Raw genomic sequence first — 15,378 nt, 5'->3', positions numbered from 1 at the left:
CGCCATGGGTAACGATACTGGCCAGGTCCCGCCAAAGCACGCGCGCTTGGAACAGATGATCGCGGCGCAAACCGCCGCAACCCCCGATGCCATCGCTGTTGAGGACGCAGGCGGGCCGCGCAGCTATGCCACGCTGGCCCGGCAAAGCGACCGCTTGGCCGCTGAAATCCGCCGCCAGATTCCGCAGCACGGCCAGAGGGTTGCTGTGATGGTGGAACGCTCTGCCGATATGCTGGTGGCGCTTTTGGCTGTGCTGAAGGCCGGACATGCCTACGTGCCGCTTGACCCGCATCACCCCGTCGCGCGCCACCGCGCGACGCTGACGGCAGCAAGTGTCGCCGGGTTGATCTACGACGGCGATGTGACTGACGCGATCAGCGGATTGGACCTTGCCGCGATCCGCGCCAGCGCCAGCTATCCTGATGCCACACTGGACGAGCTGCACCGCGGCGGCTCTGCCGAAGACGCGGCCTATGTGATCTTCACCTCCGGCTCGACCGGGACTCCCAAGGGCGTAGAGGTGTCGCACGGCGCGCTGCTGAATTTCCTGACCGCGATGGCCGACCGCCCCGGACTGTCGGCAAGCGATGCGATCCTGTCCGTCACCACGGTTAGCTTTGACATTGCAGGGCTAGAGCTGTTCCTGCCGCTGACCGTCGGTGCAAAGACAGTGATCGCGACGGACTCGGACGTGCGCGAAGCATTCCCGCTGGTCGACCGTTTGGCGCAGGGCGACATCACCGTGCTGCAAGCCACGCCGACCTTGTGGCAAATGCTGCTAGAGGCGGGGCTGAAACCAATGCCGACGCTTAAAATCCTAACCGGAGGCGAGCCGCTTCCGCGTGATCTTGCCGAACGGCTGGTGTCCTTTGGCGGCGAGGTCTGGAATATGTACGGCCCGACAGAGACAACGATCTGGTCGTCTTGCGGTCGTGTCACGGACGGCCATGTCACCATTGGCGATCCTATCGCGAACACAGTGTTGCACGTCATGGACGACGCCGGAAACCTGGTGCCGCCCGGCGTGACGGGAGAGTTGAACATCGGCGGAGCCGGCCTTGCCATTGGTTATCTTCACCGGCCTGATCTGACGGACGCCGCCTACCGTATCGTCGATGTCCCCGGCGCGGGGCCGACACGGCTTTACCGTACCGGCGATCTGGCACAGCGGTTGCCGGACGGCACGATCCGCCTGCTGGGACGGCGCGACGGTCAGATCAAGCTGCGCGGCTTCCGTATAGAGCTGAGCGAGATTGAAGCGGCCATGCGCAGCGTGGACGGCATCCGCTCCGCCGCCGTGGATTTGCGCGAAGGGCCGACAGGTTCGTTGCTGGCTGGTTTCTATGTCGCCGATACGGATGCCCCGCAGCCGGCTGAGATCACCAAAGCCCTGTCCGCGAAACTGCCCGCCTATATGGTGCCGCAGCGCCTGCAGGCCATCGACGCGCTGCCCGAAACTGGTAACGGCAAGCTGGACCGCCGCGCCTTGCCTGCGCTGGTTGCCGCGGCACCAACCGACGCGGGCCGCCGTGTCCGAGCACCCGAAACAGAACTAGAGCGTGATCTTGTCGCGATCTGGCAGGACGTACTGGGGCTGGACGAGCTTAGCATTGATGACAGCCTGTTTGATCTGGGCATCGACTCGCTCGGCATTTTTCGCATTGCGGCGCGGATGTTAGACCGCGATCTGGGGCTAGAGGCGCGTCATCTGATGCAGGCCCCGACCATCGCAGGGGCTGCGGCCTTGATGCAAACCCGCGCGGCAAAACCTAAGGCACCGTCCTTGAAGGATTTCCGCAATGGCGCGCGGCGCGGCGCGGGGGCGACAGCATGACCGCCCCTGTCGATACCATGCCATTAACGACCCCCGCGCCAGAGGCTGCACCGCTGCGCTTTCCTTGCAGCGCGACCCAGGAACGGTTCTGGTTTCTGGATCAGATGAACCCCGGGGATCCGGCCCTGAACGTGGCCTTTCGGTGGAACATCAACGGCACCTTTAGCGCCGCCACAATCGAGGCCGCGTTTCAGGCAGTCATAGCCCGCCATGAATCCCTGCGGACACGGTTTGTCGCGGATCAGGATCGCCCGGTCCAAGAGGTGGCCCCGCAAGCCCGTTTTAAACTGTCGGACATCGACATCCGCAACACGCCGGCAGCAGAGCAGCAAAGCCGCATTGATCAGATTGCCAGCGAAAGCGCCGTGCAACCTTTTGATCTGACAGAGCCTTGTCAGCTGCGCGTGGTCCTGATCCGCCTTGGCAATGACCATGCGGTGCTAGCGATCACCGTGCATCACATCTGTTTTGACGGCTGGTCCATCGGGGTGCTTGGGCGCGAAGTTGGCACTTTTGCCGCAGCGCTGGATGGGGGGCGGACAGCAAAACTGCCGGAACTGGCCCTGCAATTTGGCGATTACGCCCTGTGGCAGGCCGACTATTTCGACAGCGAGGCTTTCGCTGCCGAACTAGGCCCGGTCTGTGATCAACTGCGCGACGCACCTTATTTCGAGGTGCCACCAGATTTTCCAAGGCCCCTTCAGCGCAGCACCGCCTGTGCGGTCGTAACAGCGGATCTGTCACCCGCATGGGGCAAAAGGCTGGAGTCCGAAGCCCGCAAGCGCGGCATGTCGACCTTTGCTTATGGCGCGGGCGTTCTAAGCGCGTTGCTGGCCCGCTGCGCTGATGCGCCAGAGGTGCTGCTAGGATCGCAGGTCGCTGGACGCAGCGAAGTCGAGCTGGAGCCGCTGATCGGTGTGTTCATCAACACCGTCGTCTTGCGTTTTGCGACAGCGGGCGACACATCGCTAGGCGATCATCTGGACCGCGCCCGCCATGCGGTCACCGATGCGCTGATCGGACAAACAGTGCCGTTCAACAAACTGGTTGAGACGTTAAACCCCGCCCGCGATGCGTCTCGCACGCCATTGGTGTCGGTTAACTATTTGCTTCAGAACGTCTTTATGGAAACGGCGCAATACGGCGGCTTTACGCTATCCAGCGCACCTTCCCACGCGCCCGGCGCGCTGCACGATCTGAATTTTTCACTAATCGGCCGCAGCAGCGGCTGGCGGATGACGCTAGAATACAATTCGGACATGTTCGATGCCGCCACGGCGCAAGAGCTTATTGATCTGTGGCAATCGTGCTTTGCGCTGGCCTTCGATCATCCAGACTGCCTGTTGTCGGATATGCCGCACCTGTCGCAGGGCCCGCAAGCCCGGACCGATGACGCGCTGCAGTTGTCGCGGATAGAGGCCGCCTTGCAGACCCATGACAGCGTCGCAGCTGCCGCCGTCGTGCCCTATGCGGCGCAAGGCGGCCGCCGTGCACGCCATGCCTTTGTCACCCTAGCACCGGACGCAGCGCTGATGCCGCTAGAGGTGCTGCCGGGGCTGCTGCACACGCACCTTGGCGCAGCCCTGTCGGTGGACGGGATCAGCATTTTGCAGTCTTTGCCACGCGATGCGGGCGGGCGTGTCATCAAGGCGCAGTTGCCACTGGCCGCCGCCGTCGGGGCGGCGCCCGCAGGCGTGCAAGGGGCAGAGGCGGTTTCCGGCGATAGCGTCGCTGATATTGCCGCGCGGTTGGTTCCGATCTGGTCCGATGTTCTGGGCATCAAGGACGTACCGCAGACGACCAGCTTCTTTGATCTGGGCGGCCATTCGTTGCTGATTGTCCGCCTTCTGGCGCGCATCGAGGCTGAATTTGGCCACCGGATGACCTTGGCCGACGTTTTCCAGAACCCAACTTTGCGCACCTTGGCTCGCCACTTGGCGCGAGGCCAAAAGCCAGCCTCTCGCCTCGCGGCAGAGCGGGACTGGCGCGTGGTCACCTTGCAAGAGGATGGCACGGGGATCCCGCTTGTGGCGATCAACAACGCCAACATCACCTATGCGCTGGCCGATAACATGAGTGTGCCGCGTCCGGCCATGTCGCTGCGCATCTACGATAAGGCACAGGGGCACACACTAGACCCGCGCCCGTTTGAACAGATCGCGACCCAGTTCCTTGAGGCGCTGCAAGCTGCCCAGCCGCACGGTCCCTACGCCCTGTTCGGCATCTGCGTGCACGGCAACCTTGCGATCGAGGTTGCACGCCAATTGCAGGCCAAGGGAGAAGAGGTCGCCGCCGTGATCATGAAAGACGTCTGGGCCCCGCAATATGCCCGCGATGTCGATGCAAGCTGGTCAACGCGTTGGCGCAATCGGCTGCATTTCCTAAAGGTGCGCCTGCACCGCGTGGCGCAGGGTACGATGTCCGTGCCGGCGTTCCTTGGCACCTTTCGCCTGATCCGGGCAACCGGTTTGCTGAATGCGGCCGTGCGCCTGGGGCTGATGGAACGGGTGCGCTACACTGACCTGAAGGCCGAACAGGAAGCCTTTATCGCCTATTTGACAGATGCGCGCGATGTCCATGAACCAAAGCCGTATAACGGGCGGGTGCTGCACATTGTCACGAACGATTCACCGCGCGGCGCAGGGTTTGACACGACGATGGGCTGGGGCGATCTGATCACCGGTCCGATGGAAACGGTTTATCTGCCCGATGTGTCGGCCGAGCAGGGGCGCAATCGCGGTATTGCTGACGCGGCCACAAAAATCGAAGCGTTGCTGCAGACGTTCGACGATGCTGCGTCCGGTGAAAAGGATCAGGCCAATGCCCAATAGATCACAGCAGACCACACAGCGACGCAAAACACGACGGCTGCCAATCGCAGGGCAAACCCGCGCTGCGCTGTCCAACCCGCCAAGGCCACTTGCGGCTTGGCGTCTGGCGCTAAGGCCGTGTCGCGATTTGTCTGACGCACGCAGCATGCCTCCATCTGATGGTACCGTGGGTTTTATCTGTGTGGTTGGACATAAAGCAGGACCCGTCACCGGGCAACGTTTCATCGGCTACGCCAAAAATCCCTGCCTGAACGCGGTTTTTACGCCGCACATCACGCCCAACAAAGAGGTGTCGATGGCACCATTTATGACGAAATCTATTCTGCACGTTTGATCGGGATAACTGCTGCACTGTCCGGAATTACCCGGATCGCATCCCGAAATGAAGAAATTTACTTGGGGGAATTTACAAAGTGTCTACTAATTTAAACCTACGAACGATTATGACGACAGCAAAAGTCGTCCATTCTGTCCCGCTGCCGTCTGCTCCACTTCAGGCGGTGTCTCCGACCGATCAGGCCAGAGCAGATTGGGGCAAAGCTGACCGCAGAAAGCGGGCTTTTGACGTCATCGCGTCTAGCCTTTTGCTCTTACTTTTTCTGCCGGCGATGCTGTTGATCATAGCGGTGCTTGCGATCTTCCATCCCGGTCCCATCATGTTTCGCCACACCCGGATCGGACGCCACGGCGTTCGCTTTCAATGCCTGAAATTCCGCAGCATGTGTGTGAACGCAGACGACGTGCTGGCCGCCCATCTCAAGGCCAATCCCGACGATTTGCGCGAATGGGTGCAGACCCAAAAGTTACGCCATGATCCGCGCATCCTGCCTATTGGATGCTATCTGCGCCGGTCCAGTCTGGACGAGCTGCCGCAGCTGTTTAACGTGCTGATGGGCCACATGAGCCTTGTCGGGCCGCGACCTATCACGACGAGCGAGATCGTGAATTATGGCGACGATTTCTGTCACTACTTGTCGGTGCGGCCGGGGATCAGCGGCCTGTGGCAGGTCAGCGGGCGCAGCGATACCAGCTATGACGAACGGGTCGCGCTTGATGTGCAATACGCACGGCAGCATTCCCTTTGGGGGGATCTGAAAATCCTGCTGCGTACGGTTGGCGTTGTTTTGCGGGGACGCGGTGCATACTGATCGCTCGCCCAAAGGGCAGGGCCCAGCCCTAAATGCGGGCCGCAAGACAGCGGGCGACATTGCCGTCACGGTGACAGAGCGTCTGGTGTCCCAAGTCTCTCAATTCGCGGTGTTTGTACTCGCCGCGCGTTTGTTGGGGCCGGTGGAATTTGGCACCTTCGCTATCGTGTCGGCCTGCGCCATCTTGCTGTTGCGTCTGGCCGAGGCGGGGTGGGCCCCCTTTATCATGACGCGGTCCGACGGGGACAATACGCCCTATCAGGTCGTCATGATCGCAGTTCTAAGCGGCTTTGCCTTCGCCGCTGTCGGCTTTGCGGGAACGCAGGCGGCAAAGGGCTTCGGGCTTGCGCCTGATTTGACCGCGCTATCCATGCTCTTTTGCCTGTGGATCGCGTTGGCGACTGTTTTCACCGCGCAAAAGGGGGTTTTGATCTGGCTGAACCGGATCAAAACCGCCGCCATTATCGAAATCACAAGCGAGTTGGTCGGCGGTGCAGTGACAGTGATCTGCCTGTTTCAAGGAGCCGGGGTGCTATCGCTCGTCTATGGACGGCTAACCTATCAAGGGACCGCGCTGATCCTAAGTTTTGCCATCACGCGCCGCATCCCCGCATGGGGCCTGCCTGCCACCGTGCGGCAAGAGCTTTGGACCTTCTCGGTGCAGATTTTGTCATCGCGGATGCTGATCAACGTGCGACTTCATTTCATAACGCTGGCGCTAGGCGCTTTCCTAGGACCGATCGCTGTCGGCTACTTCCGCGTGGCAGAGCGTCTGGTCGGTGCGGCCTATGAGCTAGTCGCTGTGCCCGGACAACTTTTGGCTTGGACCCTGCTGCGCCGGGCCCGTGACGCTGGCCAGGTCGAGGGCCGCGCCGCGCGGATAGAGCAGCAGGTCGCCCGGCACCTAAAGGTCCTGATGGCCATCGGCACACCGCTGTTCCTATGGCTTAGCGTCATGCATGGCGAAATCGTCGCCGGGTTGCTGGGGCCGGAATGGCAGCCTGCAGGCGTTCTGGTCGCTATTCTAGCGCTGTGTCCGATTCTGATGCTGCCGGGTATCCTGACTGAACCGCTGTTGTCGATCTGCGGCCAGACGCGGCGGCTGCCGGCCTTTACGGCGATTATTTTTGCGGTCTCGGTTGGGGCGACCTGCGTCGCAGCCCCGCTGGGGGTTATGACGTTGGCCTGGTCGCAGCTGGCGGTGAATAGTGGGATCATGCTGCTGACGCTGCACCTGTTTACGCGTCATGCCAATATTGGGCTAGCCGGGATTGCGAAGGCCTTGCGCAGCACGGTTTTGCCCCTGACTTTGGGTCTGATTACGCTTCTTGTCCTGCGCGCCAGCCCAATTGGCGTTGACTGGCCCCAGTTGGTGCGCGCGGTGGCCTTCGGGCTTATGAGCGGCGGTGTCTATGTGATCGCGCTCATGCTGCTGGACCGGCCTTTCTGGGACCAAATCGCGGCGGCTTTTCGCCCTGATCCCGTACAGCAAGGAACTTTGTCATGACCGTTTCCGCATCGCCCCGCCTTGGCAAACGTCTGCGCGCGGTCCTGCGCCAAGCGAGGGCCCTACCAGGTGCCGCCATCGCGCGGGCGGTCACGCGCACGCCGCGGGCGCGGCACTTTTCCGGTGCCTTTGACACCCGCGCTGCCGCGCAAGAGGCGGTCATCCGGCGCGGCGGGCAAGGGTACGACGACGCGGCCATTTCAGAAGTGTCATTCGATCTGATGTGTCAGCGCACCGCGTGGGACTATCCGGTGATGTTCTGGCTGCAACGTTTTCTGCCTGATGCCGACGCTTTGATTGATGCAGGCGGACATTTCGGCACGAAATATATCGCGTTCCAAGACCTGATAGATCTGCGGCCGATCCGCTGGAATGTTTACGATCTGCCCGCAATCGTCCACGCCGCCCGTCGCCGCCAAGGTCGCGGCGGCCTGCCAGTCGAAATCGCGTTTCATACTGATGTGACAACGCTGCCAGCGGCGCAGATCCTGCTGTGTTCAGGCCTGCTGCAATATCAGGATATCGCATTTCCAGACTTCGTCGCAACCTTGCCCGATCGGCCCGAATATATCATTCTTAACAAGGTGGCTCTACGAGACGGGCCAGAGCTTTATACGATCGAAAAGATCGGAGCAGGCTGCGTGCCCTATCGCATGCGCAACCGAAGCATATTCGAGGCGCAAATCAATGTCATGGGATATGACATTCTGGATAGCTGGAATATCCCGGATTTGGGCCACGTTATCTCGACGCATCCGTGGCTTGGTCGCAGCGAAAGCCGGGGATATGTGCTGCGGTGCAAGACATTCCAGAAATAGGTATCCCGCGACCGTTTAATGCAAACGGCGCTCCATATAGGATGGCTCGAATTCGGCATATCGATTAAGCTCTTCCCGGTCATGGAATTTCACTTTTCCAATACGAAAAGTTAGCAGGTCCCGCTCTCTTAAATCGCGCAGAACACGGTTCACGTGGACCGCACTCATGCCCAAGATATCACCTAGGTCTGTCTGCGAAAGCGGGCATAAATACCCATTCTTATTAGATAAATGCACCCGATCCAGTCGGGCCCCAAGTTCTAGCAAAAAATGCGCGACCCTTTTCGGGGCCTCGCGGCGGCCCATGCTGACCAAACGTTCCGGCGAAAAGGCAGAGTCTGACATCATCGCCCACATAACCTGCGCCGCAATTTCAGGCGATTTCCCCAAAGAACGCAGAATAATATCAGCGGGCAGTTTTTGCGCAAATACCTCGGTAATGGGTTCAATGCGGTAGTCATCGTAATTGAACAGGATTTGCCGCATGCCGAGTACGTCGCCGGGCAAGTTGACGTCGATGACCTGTCGATCACCGCCGCGTAGTATTTTATAGGTCATGGTCCAGCCATGTTGCAGGATCATGATCGATTCATCGGCCCGGCATTCTTCGCCAAGGTCGTGACCGATTGCGTATTTTTTTCCAATACGCCCCAGCGAATCAAACAGCTCCAATTCCTCTTCAGGAACGGCTCCGCCAAGCCGGCGCATAAGCGGCGTTCTATCGAAACTCATATTTAGGCTCGCTCCTGAAAATTCGGTGGCTGAGCAGTATGCCTTCGTAAGAAGGCGACGAATGTGAAAAGTTAAATACTCACGTAATAATTGTGTTGACGTAGCATAATGTTTCGTCGGCTGCCAATCCATATTTCGAGTTCTGTCCAAAAGTATATGTCAGCCGTATTTTTGTGCAACGCATGCGCGGTCGAGATGTATCATAATCTGCCACCGATCATTCATGCTGGGCGGGCTGCGGCCTAGGCGATGGTTCGTATTCCACAAAGCCGCGTCCTGTTATGTTTAAAATGTGCGGATTTGTTTATCGGTCCAACGTGACTTTGTAAGTTTGCGTCGTTGAAAACGTGGCGCAAATGAATAGGTTTTTGGATCCACGGTTGATGCTGCGAGCGACAGCTGAAACGTGCCGACGACCGCGACGGTGGCCTTCCCGCGACTGCCCGTTCCAAAGTAAACTCAATGGATTGATGCAGGCACGAACACGCCTCATTGCCACTGTGCCGGCTTTGGCAAAGTCGGCCCGCGTGCGCGGCAGAATTGCACGACAACGAAGCCTACTGCTTGCCGATCGAAGTGATTTTTTCACAAAGCTGCGTTGCTGCCGATAAGCTTCGCGCTGTGGCTTGGGCCATTTGCGGCAGGATCATCCACTCTAATGCCCAGGCCGCGCCAGAGCGTTCTTGTTCGTGGATCAGCGCGTGGTGCATGCCTGACACCTGCGTGGCGTTGAAGCGTGCCAGTGTCACCAGCAGTTCGGCCAGTATCGGGTTTTGTTTGTGCGGCATTGCGGATGATCCGCCGCCGCTTTTCAGGGTCACTTCGTCAACGCCCTGCTGTGCCATCAGGCAAATATCCTGCCCGAATTTGCCCAACGCGCCGCTGATCAGTGATAAAAGGTTGGCATAATCCGCAATGTCGGCGCGCATGGAATGCCACGCTGTCGGCGGGTTTTGCAGGCCAAGCTCCGCGGCCATTTCGCGTGAAATCTGTGCCGCGTTTGGTGCCAATGCGGCGCGGTCGCCCGCGGCGCCGCCAAGCTGCAGGCGCGCGACCTCTGGCCGCAAGGAAGCTAGGCGTTTGCGGTGCGCCGCGAGCGGTTGTGACCACGTCACCAGCCGATCAGACACCTTAATCGGTAGCGCCGCCTGCATCCGCGTTCGCCCCATCATGGGGCGATCCCCAAACCGATCCGCCAAGACGTCAAACGCGCTGGTCAATGCGGCAAGGCGGACGTCAAGCAAGTCGCTGAAGTCGCGCAGTGTCAGGGCCAGCGCCGTGTCGATAACATCTTGGGACGTCGTGCCGGTATGAATGCTGTCGGTGTTTGGCTTTATCACAGTTTCCAACTGGGTGACCAAAGCGGGGACGACGACGCCGTCTCTTGCGGCGCCATCCCGCAGGTCCGCAATGTCGGGCTTGAACGCCGCGATCTGCTGCGCGACTTGATCTGCTAAGGTTTCGTCAATCTTGCCGACCTTGCCAAGGGCCCAAGTGTACGCTGCCTCGAACGCGAGCATATGGGCGATGGTGCGCTGCGGGGCCCAGATGTCAGCGGCCTCTTGGTCGCCGAACAGGCCGCCAAGCCACGGGTGATCGAAGGGGCTGGTCAATTTAGGGCCTCATGCATCGTTGGGTGGCTGGCGCAGTGCCACTCGGTTGAGCGGGTGACGACAGATGGCAGCAGTTAAAACGGCATCTTTCACATGGCCGTTTTGCACAGGCCAAGGATGTCGCGGGCCTGTTGCCATGTCGCGACGGGGCGCTCGTATGTCTCGCACAGCGCGACCGCGCGTTTGACCAATGCGGCATTGGACGGCGCAAGCGTATCACGGTCAAGTCTGACGTTATCCTCTAGTCCAGTGCGCGCGTGGCCGCCGGATGAAATCGCCCATTCGTTTAGCACGATTTGATTAGCGCCGATCCCCGCCGCGCACCAGGGCGCATCTGGACCAAACAGACGGTGCACCGTGTGAATGTAATAGTCGAACACGTCGCGATCGACGGGCATCGCATTCTTGACGCCCATGACAAACTGCACATAAGGCGTGCCCGCGATCTGGCCTTTGCTGGCCATCTCTTTCGCTTTGAAAATATGTGACAGATCAAAGGCTTCGACTTCGGGCTTCACATCATACTTTAACATCTCTGACGCCAGCCAATCCACCAGATCGGGGGGCGTGTCGTAGACGCGGGTCGGAAAGTTGTTCGACCCGACCGAGAGCGAGGCCATGTCAGGCGCCAACGACAGCATGCCGCCACGGTCCTTGCCCGCACCTGACCGCCCGCCCGTGGACAGCTGAATAATCATGCCGGGGCAGTGTTTTTCCAGCCCCTCTTTCAGCTGCGCGTAGCGGTCCGGATCTGCCGTTGGTTTGCCGTCGTCGCCGCGCACGTGGCAGTGGGCGATCGAGGCGCCCGCCTCAAAGGCGTCTTGGGTGCTTTCGATTTGTTCAGCGATGGTGATCGGTACCGCTGGGTTGTCCTTTTGGGTTGGAACCGATCCGGTTATGGCGACGCAGATAATGCAGGGAGTGGTCATAGGGCCCTCAGATGTCAAAAAAGATGGTCTCGGTCGGACCTTGCAGATGGATATCAAAGCGATAGACGCCGTCGCCTTCACGTTTGGCAAGCAGTGTTTGGATGCGGTTCTGATGTTCGATCCTGCTCAGGATCGGATCGGCGGCGTTGGCCTCTGCCTCATCCTCGAAATAGATGCGTGTGTGCAGGCCGATGTTGATGCCGCGCGCGACGATCCAAGCGGTGATATGCGGCGCTTGCATCCGGCCGTCGGGCCAAGGAACAGCGCCGGGTTTGACGGTATCAAAACTGAATTCACCGGTCGTCATATCGCTGGGCGAACGGCCCCATCCGGTAAAGTTTGGGTCCGCCGCACCGCGCGTTTCGTTCGCAGAAGCAAACAGGCCGGCGGCGTCAGGCTGCCAGATTTCAATCATCGCATCGCGCAGCGGCGTTCCGGTGCCATCAAAAACGATGCCTCTGATCACGATCTCTTTGCCTTGCACCGGACCGGTCTTCATGACGGCCCCAAGATCGCCGCCATAGAGATCAATGCCGGTAAAATTTGGCGTGCAACCAATGTGGACATAGGGGCCAGCGGTTTGACTGGGGCTTTCGCGCAAATAGTCTAGCTTTTGCACCATGATTACATCCCGTCCTCGCGGTTTTCGAAGTAGGTCTGACGCCGCCCACGTAGCACAATGTCAAACTTGTACGCGCGGCTGTCCATCGGCACTGTGCGGTGCATGTCCAGCACGGCTGTCAGGGCATCGACGGCGTCTTGGGATTTCAGGATGCCGACAATCGGGCACAGCGGGATGTGCGGATCGCCTTCGAAATACATCTGGGTGATCAGACGCTGGGCAAAGCCATGGCCAAAAACTGAAAAGTGGATATGTGCGGGGCGCCAGTCATTCATGCCGTTCGGCCACGGGTAGGGGCCGGGCTGGATCGTGCGAAACTCATATGATCCATCCTCGGCCGTAATCGTGCGACCGCAGCCGCCGAAATTCGGATCAAGGGCGGCCAGATAGCTTTCCTTTTTGTGCCGATACCGCCCGCCCGCATTGGCCTGCCAAAACTCCAGCAAGGCACCGGGCACACCGCGCCCCATTTCATCCAGCACACGGCCATAGACAATAATCCGCGGCCCGATCGCGCTTTCACCGGGCTGGGCGTAGTTGTGGATCAGGTCGCTGTCCAAAGCCCCCAGCAATCCGTGTCCAAAAACCGGAGAGGTCTCTTCTGACAAGGACGACGGAAACGACAGCAAGGCCGCCTGCGGGCTGCGTTTGATGCTGGTTTTGTAGCCGGGGGTCAGGGCATCCGGCTGCCAGTCGCGGTCCCGCGGGATGAAACCGCCTGATGGGGGTGTGGTTTTGGCTGGGCTCATATTTCTACTCCCAATTCGGCATAGGTCTGTTTGGCAAGTTTGATGGCATGGTTCGCCGCTGGCACGCCTGCATAGACCGCGACATGCATAAAAGCTTGCAACACATCCTGCGGCGCGGCCCCGGTGTTTTGCGTGGCGCGGATGTGCATTGGAATTTCGTCAAAATTCCCAGTTGCGGCCAGTATTGCCAGCGTCAGCATAGACCGTTCGCGGCGGGTAATCGTATCGTCCGACCACAACGTGCCCCACGCGCCTTCGGTGATCATCGTTTGAAAGGGCGCGTCAAAGGCAACCTTTGTCGCCTCGGCCCTGTCCACATGCGCATCACCTAAAACCTGTCGGCGGGTCTGCATGCCGGCGTCATATCTGTTGGTCACATCGCTCTCCATCAGTAGGGCAGGCCCACGTAGTTTTCGGCCATCGCCTTTTGCGCGGCCTTGTTGCTGCGCAGAAACTCCAGCTCGGCAATTTGCATTCTTTGATCAAAGTCGGATTGATCCGGGTAGCGGTGCATCAGGGATGAGAACCACCAGCTGAACCGTTCGGCCTTCCAGACCCGCGACAGGGCGTTGGCAGAATAGGCGTCGATCCCGTCAGCGCTGCCTGTTTCGTAAAATTCGCGCAGCCCGTTATAAAGATAGTGCACATCAGAGGCGGCGGTGTTCAGGCCCTTGGCGCCCGTGGGCGGCACGATATGGGCTGCGTCGCCGCACAGGAACAGCCGCCCCCAGCGCATCGGTTCGGTGACGAACGACCGCAGCGGCGCGATGGACTTTTCGATGCTTGGTCCAGTGACAAGCTTGGCCGCCATATCCGCAGGCAGGCGTTTTTTGAACTCGTCCCAAAAGGCGTCGTCCGACCAGTCCTCAATGCTGTCATCAACAGAGCACTGAATGTAATATCGGCACAGGTTTTCGTTGCGCATCGAGGCGAGCGCAAAGCCGCGCGGTGTGTTTGAATAGATCAGCTCGTGGCTGACGGGCGGCGTTTCACTAAGGATGCCAAGCCAGCCGAAGGGATAGACCTTTTCGTATTCGCGGCGCAGGTCCGCTGGAATGGTTTTGCGGCTGATCCCGTGAAAGCCATCGCATCCCGCGATAAAATCGCAATCGACCCGCTGTGTGGTTCCGTCCACCGTGTAGGTCACATGCGGCGTGTCGGTGTCGGCCCCGTGGATCACCACGTCCTCGACGTTGAATGCGATGGGCCCACCCGCCTTTTCGCGCGCCTCGTAAAGATCGCGGGTCACTTCTGTCTGGCCGTAGACGATCACCGGCGTGCCGGTGTGTTCCTTGAAATCAATGCGAAACATCTCGTCGCCATAGGCGATCAAGGTGCCATCGTGGCTGAACCCTTCGGCGTGGAGCCGGTCAGCGCAACCGGCCTCTTCTAGCAGGCCAACAAGGCCCTGCTCTAACACGCCGGCGCGGATGCGGGCCAGCACGTAGTCTTTGGTTTTGCGTTCCAATACGATGCTGTCGATGCCGCGGCGCTGCAAAAGTTGAGCTAGCAAAAGCCCGGACGGTCCGCCCCCGATGATCGCAACCTGAGTTCGCATATCACGCCTTTTTTGATTGAAACTTCCCCGCCTCTTCATTCTGGCTTATGAAAATGGAAAGTAAATTGATAAGATCGCCGTCTTAGTTGCCCTAAATGGAAACCAAATGGATCGCAGGATCAAATTCCGCCATCTTGAAGCCTTTGTCGCGATTGCCCGCGCAAACCGGTTGAAGCGCGCGGCAGAGCAGTTGAACCTGACCCAGCCTGCGATTTCAAAAACGCTGCGGGATCTGGAAAACATCCTTGGCGTCACCTTGATGACCCGCGACCGGGCTGGCGTGCGCCTGACCCCCGAAGGACAGGTGTTTCTTCAATATGCCGAACAAAGCACAGCAGCGCTGCGGCAGGGGATCAGCAGCATCGCATCGCATAGCGAGGCAGGCGGTCACGTTGTAAAAATTGGCGTTTTGCCAAGCGTTGCGGCGCAGGTTTTGCCCGCTGCCATCGAAATATTTCGCGGTGCCTCGCCCAAGACGGTCTTGCATGTCGTCGAAGGATCGCACGGGTTTTTGACGGATTGCCTGCGCGCCGGTGATCTTGATCTGGTGGTTGGCCGGCTAGGCGATGCCGCCACGATGAGGGGGCTATCGTTTACGGCGCTTTATGCAGAGCGGGTGGTTGCGGTCGTCGCGCCCGACCATCCCCAGCGCGGCGCGACGCGGTTAGAGCAGTTGGAAGGCGACTTGATCATCTATCCGCCGGAAGCCTCGGCGATCCGCCCGCTGATGGCGCGGCTGATGATTTCACGCGGCGTGCCGTTGTTTGCGGACCGGATCGAATGTGTATCAGGGGCGCTGGGGCGCGCCATGACGCTTGGTGCGCTGCGGCCGGTCTGGTTTATCTCGCGCGGGGTTGTCGCGGACGATCTGGACGCAGGGCGGCTGGTTGCGTTGGATTTGGACATGGGGCCAACAGAAGGCGCCGTCGGTATTATGGCACGGTCCGAGGAGAACCCATCACCATTGGTGGGACTGTTCCGTGGTGCGTTATCCGATGCTGCAAAGTCTTTGGACAGTGGCCGCGCCGGCCATTGAT

14 protein-coding genes are annotated in these 15,378 nt (G+C 59.7%); 6 read left to right on the top strand and 8 right to left on the bottom strand.

Annotated features, from left to right (window positions below; genetic code table 11):
- The first annotated feature begins 4 nt into the window (after positions 1–4).
- Both BM131_RS20415 and BM131_RS09980 read left to right on the top strand, forming a co-directional pair.
- Positions 5–1,834 carry a non-ribosomal peptide synthetase gene (locus tag BM131_RS20415; RefSeq protein WP_342713963.1) on the top strand — a complete coding sequence of 610 codons (1,830 nt, stop codon included), beginning with the start codon at positions 5–7 and terminating at the stop codon, positions 1,832–1,834.
- Positions 1,831–4,665, top strand: a complete 2,835-nt coding sequence (locus BM131_RS09980) for a condensation domain-containing protein (protein ID WP_090189028.1) — start codon at positions 1,831–1,833, stop codon at positions 4,663–4,665. The genes BM131_RS20415 and BM131_RS09980 overlap by 4 nt, the downstream gene beginning before the upstream one ends.
- On the opposite strand, the gene BM131_RS20255 is transcribed toward BM131_RS09980, so the two are convergent.
- Entirely contained in the window at positions 4,647–4,805 is a 159-nt protein-coding gene (locus tag BM131_RS20255; RefSeq protein WP_175499270.1) for a hypothetical protein, read from the bottom strand. The genes BM131_RS09980 and BM131_RS20255 overlap by 19 nt on opposite strands.
- A 303-nt stretch (positions 4,806–5,108) precedes the next feature.
- On the opposite strand from BM131_RS20255, the gene BM131_RS09975 reads away from it, so the two are divergent.
- From BM131_RS09975 to BM131_RS09965, 3 genes are read left to right on the top strand one after another with little or no spacing between them, the layout of a single operon-like run.
- Complete coding sequence (locus tag BM131_RS09975) at positions 5,109–5,813, top strand: sugar transferase (protein ID WP_090189026.1); 705 nt, start codon at positions 5,109–5,111, stop codon at positions 5,811–5,813.
- Positions 5,803–7,320 carry an oligosaccharide flippase family protein gene (locus BM131_RS09970; RefSeq protein ID WP_175499268.1) on the top strand — a complete coding sequence of 506 codons (1,518 nt, stop codon included), beginning with the start codon at positions 5,803–5,805 and terminating at the stop codon, positions 7,318–7,320. The genes BM131_RS09975 and BM131_RS09970 overlap by 11 nt, the downstream gene beginning before the upstream one ends.
- Complete coding sequence (locus tag BM131_RS09965; protein ID WP_090189023.1) at positions 7,317–8,138, top strand: methyltransferase, TIGR04325 family; 822 nt, start codon at positions 7,317–7,319, stop codon at positions 8,136–8,138. Before BM131_RS09970 ends, BM131_RS09965 begins: the two co-directional genes overlap by 4 nt.
- 15 nt (positions 8,139–8,153) lie before the next feature.
- On the opposite strand, the gene BM131_RS09960 is transcribed toward BM131_RS09965, so the two are convergent.
- The 7 genes from BM131_RS09960 to pobA form a co-directional block, all read right to left on the bottom strand.
- On the bottom strand, positions 8,154–9,002 hold the full coding sequence (locus BM131_RS09960; RefSeq protein WP_090189022.1) for a Crp/Fnr family transcriptional regulator: 849 nt from the start codon (positions 9,000–9,002) through the stop codon (positions 8,154–8,156).
- A 425-nt stretch (positions 9,003–9,427) separates the two neighbouring features.
- Positions 9,428–10,483, bottom strand: coding sequence for a 3-carboxy-cis,cis-muconate cycloisomerase (locus BM131_RS09955; RefSeq protein ID WP_090189020.1), 1,056 nt, complete (start codon positions 10,481–10,483; stop codon positions 9,428–9,430).
- 89 nt (positions 10,484–10,572) lie between these two features.
- On the bottom strand, positions 10,573–11,412 hold the full coding sequence (locus BM131_RS09950; protein WP_090189018.1) for a 3-oxoadipate:acetyl-CoA acetyltransferase: 840 nt from the start codon (positions 11,410–11,412) through the stop codon (positions 10,573–10,575).
- Between the two features lie 7 nt (positions 11,413–11,419).
- Positions 11,420–12,034 carry a protocatechuate 3,4-dioxygenase subunit alpha gene (gene pcaG / locus BM131_RS09945; protein WP_090189017.1) on the bottom strand — a complete coding sequence of 205 codons (615 nt, stop codon included), beginning with the start codon at positions 12,032–12,034 and terminating at the stop codon, positions 11,420–11,422.
- A 2-nt stretch (positions 12,035–12,036) separates the two neighbouring features.
- The gene (gene pcaH / locus BM131_RS09940) at positions 12,037–12,783 is read right to left on the bottom strand and encodes a protocatechuate 3,4-dioxygenase subunit beta (RefSeq protein ID WP_090189015.1); all 747 of its coding nucleotides are present in this window, start codon (positions 12,781–12,783) and stop codon (positions 12,037–12,039) included.
- Positions 12,780–13,172 (bottom strand): 4-carboxymuconolactone decarboxylase, encoded by a 393-nt coding sequence (gene pcaC / locus BM131_RS09935; protein WP_372804620.1) that lies wholly within the window; start codon positions 13,170–13,172, stop codon positions 12,780–12,782. The genes pcaH and pcaC overlap by 4 nt, the downstream gene beginning before the upstream one ends.
- Positions 13,172–14,341: a 4-hydroxybenzoate 3-monooxygenase gene (gene pobA / locus BM131_RS09930; protein WP_090189013.1), complete on the bottom strand. Its 1,170-nt coding sequence runs from the start codon at positions 14,339–14,341 to the stop codon at positions 13,172–13,174. The genes pcaC and pobA overlap by 1 nt, the downstream gene beginning before the upstream one ends.
- 106 nt (positions 14,342–14,447) lie before the next feature.
- Here pobA and pcaQ point away from each other — a divergent pair, with 106 nt between their 5' ends.
- Positions 14,448–15,377: a pca operon transcription factor PcaQ gene (gene pcaQ / locus BM131_RS09925; protein WP_090189012.1), complete on the top strand. Its 930-nt coding sequence runs from the start codon at positions 14,448–14,450 to the stop codon at positions 15,375–15,377.
- Position 15,378: the final 1 nt, after the last annotated feature.

It is taken from the genome of Loktanella salsilacus (assembly GCF_900114485.1).
GTDB classification, from domain to species: Bacteria; Pseudomonadota; Alphaproteobacteria; order Rhodobacterales; family Rhodobacteraceae; genus Loktanella; species Loktanella salsilacus.
This window is presented reverse-complemented; position numbering and strand designations above follow the sequence as displayed.

Coding starts and splice junctions, on each gene's coding strand:
- BM131_RS20415 (WP_342713963.1), top strand. CDS start 5: ATGGGTAACGATACTGGCCAGGTCCCGCCAAAGCACGCGCGCTTGGAA.
- BM131_RS09980 (WP_090189028.1), top strand. CDS start 1,831: ATGACCGCCCCTGTCGATACCATGCCATTAACGACCCCCGCGCCAGAG.
- BM131_RS09975 (WP_090189026.1), top strand. CDS start 5,109: ATGACGACAGCAAAAGTCGTCCATTCTGTCCCGCTGCCGTCTGCTCCA.
- BM131_RS09965 (WP_090189023.1), top strand. CDS start 7,317: ATGACCGTTTCCGCATCGCCCCGCCTTGGCAAACGTCTGCGCGCGGTC.
- BM131_RS09960 (WP_090189022.1), bottom strand. CDS start 9,002: ATGGATTGGCAGCCGACGAAACATTATGCTACGTCAACACAATTATTA.
- BM131_RS09950 (WP_090189018.1), bottom strand. CDS start 11,412: ATGACCACTCCCTGCATTATCTGCGTCGCCATAACCGGATCGGTTCCA.
- pcaG (WP_090189017.1), bottom strand. CDS start 12,034: ATGGTGCAAAAGCTAGACTATTTGCGCGAAAGCCCCAGTCAAACCGCT.
- pcaH (WP_090189015.1), bottom strand. CDS start 12,783: ATGAGCCCAGCCAAAACCACACCCCCATCAGGCGGTTTCATCCCGCGG.
- pcaC (WP_372804620.1), bottom strand. CDS start 13,172: ATGGAGAGCGATGTGACCAACAGATATGACGCCGGCATGCAGACCCGC.
- pobA (WP_090189013.1), bottom strand. CDS start 14,341: ATGCGAACTCAGGTTGCGATCATCGGGGGCGGACCGTCCGGGCTTTTG.
- pcaQ (WP_090189012.1), top strand. CDS start 14,448: ATGGATCGCAGGATCAAATTCCGCCATCTTGAAGCCTTTGTCGCGATT.